Source organism: Nonomuraea mesophila (genome assembly GCF_004352805.1).
GTDB lineage: Bacteria > Actinomycetota > Actinomycetes > Streptosporangiales > Streptosporangiaceae > Nonomuraea > Nonomuraea longispora.
This window is the reverse complement of the sequence record NZ_SMLD01000255.1, coordinates 1-9559: the sequence shown is the minus strand read 5'-3', so window position 1 is coordinate 9559 and position 9559 is coordinate 1. Positions and strand designations below refer to the sequence as shown.

The 9559-nt window shown below is 69.4% G+C and carries 8 protein-coding genes; 2 read left to right on the top strand and 6 right to left on the bottom strand.

Going from position 1 to position 9559, the window contains the following annotated elements; translation table 11 throughout:
• Positions 1-349 (bottom strand): AMP-binding protein (locus E1295_RS45280; RefSeq protein ID WP_166427732.1); only part of this gene is annotated, 349 nt, incomplete at its 3' end.
• The gene (locus E1295_RS45275; protein ID WP_132641128.1) at positions 339-1892 is read right to left on the bottom strand and encodes an NAD(P)-binding domain-containing protein; all 1554 of its coding nucleotides are present in this window, start codon (positions 1890-1892) and stop codon (positions 339-341) included. The genes E1295_RS45280 and E1295_RS45275, both read right to left, overlap by 11 nt.
• A 62-nt stretch (positions 1893-1954) precedes the next feature.
• Here E1295_RS45275 and E1295_RS45270 point away from each other — a divergent pair, with 62 nt between their 5' ends.
• Positions 1955-3433 (top strand): aromatic amino acid ammonia-lyase, encoded by a 1479-nt coding sequence (locus E1295_RS45270; protein ID WP_220449226.1) that lies wholly within the window; start codon positions 1955-1957, stop codon positions 3431-3433.
• A gap of 14 nt (positions 3434-3447) precedes the next feature.
• Here E1295_RS45270 and E1295_RS45265 read toward each other — a convergent pair whose 3' ends face one another.
• The 4 genes from E1295_RS45265 to E1295_RS45250 form a co-directional block, all read right to left on the bottom strand.
• The gene (locus E1295_RS45265) at positions 3448-4566 is read right to left on the bottom strand and encodes an ATP-grasp domain-containing protein (RefSeq protein WP_132641126.1); all 1119 of its coding nucleotides are present in this window, start codon (positions 4564-4566) and stop codon (positions 3448-3450) included.
• Positions 4567-4709: 143 nt separating this feature from the next.
• Entirely contained in the window at positions 4710-4913 is a 204-nt protein-coding gene (locus tag E1295_RS45260; RefSeq protein ID WP_132641124.1) for a hypothetical protein, read from the bottom strand.
• Between the two features lie 331 nt (positions 4914-5244).
• A complete protein-coding gene (locus E1295_RS45255) occupies positions 5245-6183 on the bottom strand; it encodes a carbohydrate kinase family protein (protein ID WP_132641122.1) in 939 nt (312 codons plus the stop codon).
• Complete coding sequence (locus tag E1295_RS45250) at positions 6180-7403, bottom strand: hypothetical protein (protein ID WP_220449225.1); 1224 nt, start codon at positions 7401-7403, stop codon at positions 6180-6182. The genes E1295_RS45255 and E1295_RS45250 overlap by 4 nt, the downstream gene beginning before the upstream one ends.
• Before the next feature lie 247 nt (positions 7404-7650).
• Between E1295_RS45250 and E1295_RS45245 the strand changes: the two genes are divergently transcribed.
• Positions 7651-9559, top strand: a 1909-nt coding sequence (locus tag E1295_RS45245; RefSeq protein ID WP_181958147.1) for an AfsR/SARP family transcriptional regulator, incomplete at its 3' end; no start/stop codon positions are given.

Below are 9559 nucleotides of genomic sequence, written 5' to 3'. Positions count from 1 at the left end.
GGGCGGGGGCCGGCGCGCCGGGGGCGGCGTCCGTCACGATCGCGGCGATGTCCTGGTGCAGGATGTGGCGCACCTGCGCGTCGGGCAGCCCCGGCCGCACACCGACGACCCGGGCTCCCACGACGTAACCGGCGATCACCGCGGCGAACGCCTCCGGGGTGACGCCGAGCATCAGGGCGACCCCGTCCCCTGGCCCGAGGTCCGCCGCGCGCAGCCCGGCCGCCAGCCGCCTCACGAGGCCGAGCAGCTGCGCGCCGGTGACCGTACGCACCCCGTGCTCGATCACGGGCCGGTCACCGGCCGCGGCCAGGACGTCCAGGACCGCCCGCGGGTACGTGTCAGCCGGCATCGGCGAGGCATTCCTTGGCGAAGACGGCCAGCGGCTGCTGGTGCACCGCCGGCATGTCCCATTCGTTCTCGAGGTTCTCCGCGAGGTGGTGCACGCCGGCCTCGGCCCCGTCGCGGTAGTAGCGCACCACCGGGTGCAGGTAGCTGGCGTCGTGGGCGTGTACGGCGTCGTTCTCCGCCACGCGCGGGATCGAGATGTCGAACGGGTCGACGCAGTCGTGGTCGGCGCCGTACTCCAGGGTGACGACGAACCTGTGCCGGGCCGGGCCGAGCCCGCCGTCGGCGGTGTACGCCACCGGGACCTCCTGCTGGTACAGCGCGGGGCCGCCGTTCACCGTGACCACGTCGCCGAGCACCGCGAACTGCTGCCACAACGCCGACGAGCGGTTGACCCGGCCGATGATCGCGTCGCTGATGGCGTCCGGGGTCGGCTCGACCTCCTCGGCCGGCCACGAACCGCCGTGGTAGCGGGTGGCGAGGATCCGGTAGAGCGCACGCGCGCCGTACCGGAAGCCATGGATGAACCCGCTGGTGGCCTTCTTGAAGTCGCGTTGCTGGGTGAGCGTGCCGGCGAAGTACAGGTCGGGGACGGTGGCCGACTCGTACGCCGGAGTCTGCTCGGGGAAGCGGTCGTCGATGACCAGCGCGGGCCGGCAGTCGTCGTCGAACACCGAGGCGTCGAAGCGGAAGCCCGTGCACGCGATGACCCGGTCGTAGAACAGCTCGCGCAGCGCCTCCACCGTACGGGCGTAGCGGAAGATCACGCGGTAGCGGCCGTCGTCGCGGCGTTCGATGCTCTCCACCGTGCCGTCGAGCACGGTGTTCTGGGACTTGAGCTGGTAGCTGTCGAGGAAGTTGTTGTTCACCGCGCGCAGGTGACCGACGTAGTGCGACTGCCAGGCCATCCTGACCGAGTGCGGCCCGGCCACGTGGATGACGGCGGCCTTGTGCATGAGCGAGTCGGCGGTCTCGAACCCGGAGTTGCCCTTGCCGATCACGAGGACGCGCTGGCCGGTGAACGACGCCGGGTCGGTCTCGAACGTGTCGTACCGTTCCGCGGTCTCGATGCCGGGGATCGGGGGGACGTGCAGGCGGGAGACGCCGGTGGCCATGACCAGCCGCCGTCCCTGGAAGGTTCCCCCGTCGCGGGCGGTGACGGTGAAGCCGTCGTCGTCCCGGCTGATCCGTACGACGTCGGTGTCGTAACGCACCCTCACGCCGGTCGCCGCCGCGAAGTCGGCCAGATAGCGGACGAAATCATCGGCCTGCGGGAAATACTCCTCGCTGTACCGCGTGAACAGCAGCTCGGGGTCGTCGCTCAGCAACGAGTTCCAGTCCATCCGCAGCCGCCGCTCCGGGTCGTCGAACCCGGTGTGCACCTTGTTGATGGAGATCAGCCGGCGGTGTCGCGGGAACCGGGTGAAGAACGTGCCGGGCCCGGCGCCGCGTTCCAGGACGACATAGTCATGACCGTTACGTTCGAGCAGTGCGGCGAGCTGCAGCCCGGCGGGTCCGGCTCCGATGATCACGTAGTCATGCGCCATGAATCGGAAACTAGGCAGGAATTCTCAGAGATTTCTGAGAATTAGCGCCTTATCGTCCGAGCGTGCCCGACATCGAACTTGCTGCCCCTTTGCGCCCGGCCGACCTCCACAACGCCGCCGCGCCCGTGTCCGTCCTGGTGGACGCGAGCGTGCGTGACCGCGTCGAGCGCGGCCGGGGCTTCCTGCGCGACGTGCTGAGTGAGGAGGAACGTCCGGTGTACGGCGCGACCACCGGTTTCGGGGCGCTCGTCGGATTCGCCGGCCGGGAGGAGGAGGCGGACCAGTGCGACAACACCCTGGCCCACCTCGGCGCCGGGCAGGGGCCTGACCTGCCCCACGACGTGACCAGGGCCGCGCTGCTCGTCCGCGTGTGGTCGCTGGCGCAGGGATTGTCCGGCGTCTCCGCGCACGTCATCGACGGGCTCGCCGCGATGTTCGCGACGACGTTCGTGCCCGCGGTCCCGCGCTACGGTTCCGTCGGCGCCAGCGGTGACCTGATCCCGCTGGCCTACGCCACCCAGGCGCTGCGCGGCCGCGGGCACGCATACGTCGGAGGCCGCCGCCTGCCCGCCGCCGACGCGCTGGACCAGGCCGGGCTCAGCCCGCTCGCGCTCGACGGCAGGGACGCGCTCGCGCTCGTCAACGGCACGTCCCTGACGACCGCGGCGACCGCGCTGGCGCTGGACAGCGTACGAGCCTCCCACCGCGCGATCCAGGCCCTCACCTGCCTGCTCGCCGACCTGCTCGGATGCGACCCGGGCTTCCTCGACCCCCGCCTGCTCACCGCGTACGGCCACCGCGGCGCGGCCGACGTCGCCGACGGCATGCGCAAGACACTCGCCGGAATGAGGCCGTCGGGCACGCGGGCGCTGCAGGAGCCGTACAGCATCCGCTGCTCACCGCAGCTCCTGGGCGCCGCGGAGGACGCGCTCCGGTACGTCGACGGCGTCGCCGAGGCCGACCTGTCGAGCGTCAGCGACAACCCGCTGTTCTTCCCCGGCGACGACCTGGTCGTCCACGGCGGAAACTTCTTCGGGCAGCCGGCCGCGTTCGCCTCCGACGTCCTCGCCATGGTCACCGCGCAGCTCGGCAACCTCGCGGAACGGCAGCTCGACCTGCTCGTCGACCCGGCGCGCAACGGCGGCCTGCCCCCGATGCTGGCCTCTGGGCCCGGCCGCCAGCACGGCATGCAGGGCGTGCAGCTCGCCACGACGGCGTTCGTCGCCGAGATCCGCCGCGCCGCCGTACCCGCCGGCATGCAGAGCCTGCCGACCAACCTGCACAACCAGGACGTGGTCCCCTTCGGCACCCAGGCCGCCCTGCGCGCCTACGACATGGCGGCCCTGCTCCGCCTGCTCTGCGGTTCGCTGGCCGTGGGCCTGCGGCAGGCGGCGTACGCCGGCGCCCGCCGTCCCACCGCTCCGGGCTGCGGGGAGCTGCTCGACGCCCTGTCGGAGGCGATCCCTCCGGTCGACCCCGACCGCCCGCTGGACGCCGACGTCCGCAAGGCCGCCGACCTCGTCACCGCGGCCCTGCCCTGAACCCACGGACATGGTCACCGCAGCACCCGCCTGAAGGCGCCTGTCAGGGCGGGGACCGGGTCGTGCAGGGACAGGGTGCTGTGCGCGGCTCCCCCGGCGAGACGCACGGTGCCGATCAGGTCCGCGACCAGGCCGCAGCGGCGTTCCACGACGGCCCGCCGCAGGTCGCCCTCCAGCCACTGGTACCGTACGCCCGGCCGGGCCCGCGCGTACGGCACGTCGCGCCCGGTCGCGAGGCCGGCCCAGGCCGCGGGCAGGTTGGCGCCGGCGGCGGTGGCCAGGGCCATCGAGCCGTAGAAGCGGCCGTTCAGGTCGATGAGCCGGGGCGTACCGTCCTCGGGCACCACGAACTGCAGCTGCGCCAGCCCGAACCAGCCGAGGCTCGCCAGCAACCGGCCCGCCGGACCGCTGATGCCGGCGTCCACGCGCACGGTCTCGGCGCGGCAGCTCGCGCCGGCCTGCGGCGGCCAGATGCGTGAGGCCACCTGCATGCACTCGGCCACCACCCGGCCCCCGGGCGCGGCGACGGCGGAGTAGGCCATCAGGCGCCCCTCGTGGAACTCCTCCACCCGGGGCTCGCCACCGAGCTCGCGCACCTCGTCGGCCCGGCGGCGCGCGGCATCGCCGCCGTGCACGACGAGCGTGTCGATCCGGGGCGGCGCCCCCGGGTGTTCCGGCCGGGCGTGCAGGCGGGCCTTGACCACGACGGGCCGGTGCTCGGCGGCGAGGACGCCCGGGTCGAGGGTCGCGGCCGTGCGCAGGCCCACCGATTCGGCGACGTCGCACAACTCCTGCTTGTCGATGGCGCGTACGACGTGCCGGTGGGCGGCGTACGGGACGACCGCCGGCACCTCGTCCCTGTCCATGGACAGCGCGAGGACCTCGGCCTCACCGGCCCCGAAGACCACGTCGTAACCGTGGCGGCGGACGGCGGCCCCGACGGCGGCGATGAAGGCGTCGTGGCTCTCGTGGGCCGCGGGCACGCGGTGCCTCCAGCGGCAGAAGCGCGACGACGACCCCAGCCCGGCGGCCTTCGGATGGCCGACGCCGACCTGCCAGCCCGCGGCGGCGAGCGAGCGGACCGCGGCAAGCGCTCCCCTGCTGAAGCCCGTCTCCACAATCAGTGCGCGCAATGCACCCCACGTCCACCCGGCGTCGTCCCAACCGGCCCCAGCTACCCACCCGCGGGGTGGGCATGCGTCGGCGGTGTGCCGGGAGGCGGCCAGGGTAGTCGGGCGTCATGATGGGACGCGCACTGTGGCAGGGCCGCTCGACGTCAGGCGGCGCCGGCTCCGTCCTCCGTGTCGGGGGCGGTGAGGTCCTCGGCCGTCTGCCCTGACCGCTTCAGCGCCTCCTCCATCGCCGCCTGCCCCGCGGACCGCGGTTCGCCGCTTCGCTCTTCTTCCGCAGCCGCCTCTTCGGCCGCGTCCAGCAACGGCTGGGTGTCGGCCTTGGCCGCGTTCTCGTCAGGAGTGCTCATGTGCTACGGCTACCCCGCCCATTCGCACCCGAACGCCCCCGTTCGGCGGGTCGCCGCCGGGTCAACGTCGTCATCACCGGCACGTCCAGCGGGGCCGCCGAACCACGTCCGTCACCTTCGCCACCATGGGCGCGGAGGGTGTGCCAGCGGCTCGCCACCACGAAGCCCCAGGGTCGGCACGGGAGTGCGAACGCCGGAGGGCGGGCAGGCACACGCGGTGCCGGCCGACGCCACCGACGTGGACGCGGTCGAGCGGCCGGCCGAACGGGCCGTCAACCACACCGGCCGCATCGACGTGTGGGCGCCGAGCTCTGACGGCGGCGGCCCGCTGTCATTCGGGGGTGTCCCAGCGACCGAGCACCGTGTTGACAGAGTGAGTTTCGCGTAGCCGAGCCAGTTCCACGGCCGTCAGAGAGGTCGCACCAGGAAAGGTGCCACCTACTTTCCAGCCGGCGTGAAGCACCGCATCCTCCAGCGCCGCCACAGGATTCCGGGTGGCGAGCCAGCTGTGGACGAACGATGCGAACAGTGCGTCACCGGCGCCGGCAGTGTTCACAACTCCGCGCGGAGCGACAGCCGCGACCTTGATCAGAGCACCGTCACCCAGCCCCACGACACAGCCTCGCCCGCCAAGGCCGACAGCGGCGACCGAACACCCAGGATAACGGTGAAAGATCTTCGCCACCCACTCCCTGGCAGAGCAGGGGAGCCGTTCGTGGCTGCAGAAGATGATGTCGGCAACCTCCAACCACGGTCGGTTGTACGCGTCGTCCACGTCCGTGATCAGATGAACGTCGACCGCGATCGGCACACCACGTTCACATGCGGACCCCAACAAGGGCCGCACGAAGGCGGCATTGGTGAGTACGGCCAAGTCGGCGCCGTGAACGAGGCGACGGAACACCTCGACGGGATACTGGACGGTATTGACACCGGCAACATACGGATGGCCGGAGCGTTGCCCGTTCGAGGCGACCAGCACAACGCCGAGGGAGGATTGCGGCGCTGTCACTGCCCCTGGCCCCCACAGGCCTCGGGCACGCAGTGAAGTTCTGATCGCCTGGCCCGCCAAGTCCTCCCCCACGAGCGTGCAGAGGCGAGCCTCATCGCCAAGAGTGTGGAGGGTGCTGGCGATGTGGCATGCGGCCCCGGCAACCTCGGCCCTCATCCATGCGGGGAACCTCTGCGATGCGTACGGCAGCGGGAAATCCATCACGGGCATGGCCATGTACAGGCTGGTCACACCGGCTACGACTATCGTGCTGCTCATTTGTGCTCCTTGAAAGCCGCGTGGTCCGGCGGGCAAGCCGGATAAGGCAGGGGAACCGGGTCCGTCTTCGGCAGAATGAGCGGTTGTGGCAGTCGCATGAGCCGGTAGATCAGGCGCCGCATGTTCCGGTCGAAGTGGCCTGGTGCCGAAGTGAGGCGTGCCACAACCGCAGCGTCCCGCCCCGGATGGTGGCTGGCAGCGGCCCGGCACAACTGGGCCGGCAGCGGCCTGTCCAGTCGCATCCGGGGTGCTGCCGACGCCAGGAGTCCTCCCGCCGATGCAGGATCCACGTCGTCTCCCGCATCCTCTACCAACGAGACAGATGCTCCGCAGATCGTCGCGTAGACCGCGGCCGAGCCGTGGTCACCCACCACATGATCAGCGGCCACGAGGACGCCACGCCAATCCGCCTCGGGTGGCACCAGCATGAGCCCCGCCCTCAAACAGTCGGCCAGCCAGGTATGGATCTGCCAGACGCCGTGGCCGAACCAGATGTTGGGATGGAGAAGCGCGGCCACGCGATAACGGTCGCGGGGAAGTTCGGACAACACTCGCCTCAGCAACCCTGGGTGCCGGCCGAAGAGAGAACTGGGTCCCCAGGTGGAGGTCACAACGACCAGCTCATGTTCAGCCGGAACCCGGAGGGCCTGTCGATAGGCGCCACGCTCAGGTGAACTGGCGACCAGCCGGTCGTGGGAGGCGTCACCGACGACTTCAGCGACTGCCACAGCCTCCGGGCAACTTTGCGCCAGCCGCAGCCGCTCTGCCTCGTGAGCGAGCACGATGGCCGACGGGATCACCGTACCGTCTCGCACCAGTTCCTGGGCGCTGAGCCCGTACACGCCGCGAGCCGCGACTGCTCCGCCACCCGATCGACGACTGACCAGTTTGGTGTAACCGGCTCCATGAGGGACGACGACGAGTGGCGCATGGAGATTCTCGATGCCCCCATAGGCGGCGCAGATGGCGAGGTCGAACCGCTCGCGGATGGCCAGATGCCATGGCAGCGTCACGCCACCTATCCGAATGAGCAACTCGGCGACCCCATTGCTGAAGACGTCCGGCGCCATGGTGAAGACCACCTGGATCCGGAGATCAGCAGCGAGAAGGCGGACAACGTCCAGCAGACGCTGACCCGATGTCACCGTGTGAACGACGACCAGCACGGTTTTCCTGCTGCGGCCCGTCACCCAGCGCGGCGCATCCGGACCAACCGGCACCCGGTACCCCTCTGAACACGACATCAGACTTTCGAACCCCCTGTCCTCAACGGCGTGGTTTCACATCGCCGTATTCGCCTGGCCGAAATCCCCGTCTAATGGCACGTTCCAAGAATCCATGCGAGGCCTGGACAAAACCTTGCAACAACCGTGAAGCAGATAAGTCATACAACAGGTGGCATATGGACCATGAACCGAGTCTGCGGGAAACTGTCAGCAGGGGTCTTTGCCTACGGGAAGGACACTCGTGGAGTTCCGCATCCTCGGCTCCGTGGAGCTGCGGGCCAACGGAGAGGCACGCAAGCTCGGTTCGGCCAAGGAACGGCACATACTGGCCATCCTGCTCTTGACTCCTGGACAGCCTGTGTCCATCGAAACGATGATCAACCGCGTATGGGACGACGCCCCGCCGGCGAAAGCCCGTGGAAACGTTCATAGCTATATCGCACGCCTGCGTGGCCGGCTGAACCGCAGGCACGGTGAGGCTGCGGCTCGGCTGAACTCTCGTTCCGGCGCGTACGTGCTGGAGGTCGATCCTCAGAGCGTTGACCTGCACCGGTTCCGCCGGCTCAAAGCTCAGGCCCGGGCAATCTCAGACAGTGGGGATCCCGACGACGCGCTGCGTCTGCTCAGGGAGGCGGAGAAACTATGGCGAGGCGATCCACTTTCCGGGTTGTCCGGGGAATGGGTCACGAAGTTGCGGACGAGCCTGGAGAGTGAGCATCGCGCGGCCATCGGCATGCGACTTGCCATGGAACTCGAGATGGGTGGTCACGCTGAGCTGGTCGGAGAGCTGTACGGCTTGGTCCACCAGCATCCTTATGACGAGTCCTTCGTCGAGCATTTGATGGTCGCGCTCTATCGCTGCGGACGACAGGGCGAGGCATTGGAGGCCTATCATCGGGCGAGTCACCGCCTCGTAGAAGACCTCGGAGCCGATCCGGGGCCTTCCCTGCGCGGCACCTACGAGCGCATATTGCGCGGCGATGCCGACCTGGCCACACCCCCTGCGCGCCACCACGTTGCCGCCGCACCACTGACCGACAATCTACCCCGCGATATCCCGGACTTCACGGGACGGGAAACGGAACTGGGCCGGCTGTACGACGAACTGGAGCATTCTTCCGCCTCGGTGATGATCAGGGCCATTGACGGAATGGCGGGTGTCGGCAAGACGGCTCTCGCCATTCACATGGCTCACCAACTGGCGGACCGCTATCCCGACGGGCGGTGGTACTTACATCTCCGCGCCCACGATCCCCACCAGCCACCGATCGATCCCGGCCATGGACTCGAAATCCTGCTCCGGCTTCTGGGGGATGATCCTCAACGACTCCCGGACGGGCTGGAGCCGCGTGCCGCACTGTGGCGCGCACGGCTGGCCGATCGCCGGATATTGATCGTGCTCGACGACGCAGCCAGCGCTGACCAGGTCAGACCGTTCCTTCCGGGTAAGCCGGGCTGCCTCGTGCTGATAACGAGTCGGCGACGGCTCACCGGGCTGGAGGGTGCGCGGCCCCTCTCGCTGGAGGCGTTGGTTCCACCCGAGGCGGCGCTCCTCTTCCGCCGGATCGTGGGCCAGGGCCGACCGCTCGATGCCGGTGACGTCAACCGGCTCGTCAGCCTGTGTGGATATCTCCCGCTCGCGGTCACGATCATGGCGAACAAGCTTCGCCACCGGCCGGCGCGAGGTGTCGGAGACTTGGTGGTGAAGCTGTCTCGCCCCAAGGGCGGGCTGGCCGAGATGCACGCGGGAGACAGCAACCTTTCCACCGCGTTCGATCTCTCGTACCGAGAGCTGTCACCGGAACGGCGAAAAGCGTTCCGCCGTCTCGGTCTGCATGTCGGCGCCGACCTCACCGTCGGTGCGGCCGCCGCGTTGATCGGGTGTGACCGAAACCAGGCGGAACACGCCCTGGAAGAGCTGATCGACCGGCACCTTGTGGAAGAACCGGAATCCGGCCGGATCCGTTTTCACGATCTCCTGCGCGCATACGCCCGGGAACGCGCCGTTGAGGAAGAGCCTGAGGAGGAGCCGCAAAGAGCCGTCCGCCGCATGCTTGATTTCTACCTGTACACCGCGGACCGGGCCGATCGTATTCTCTATCCACACAGGCGCCGCGCCGACGTGAATGTGTCTCGCCCACCCGACCCAC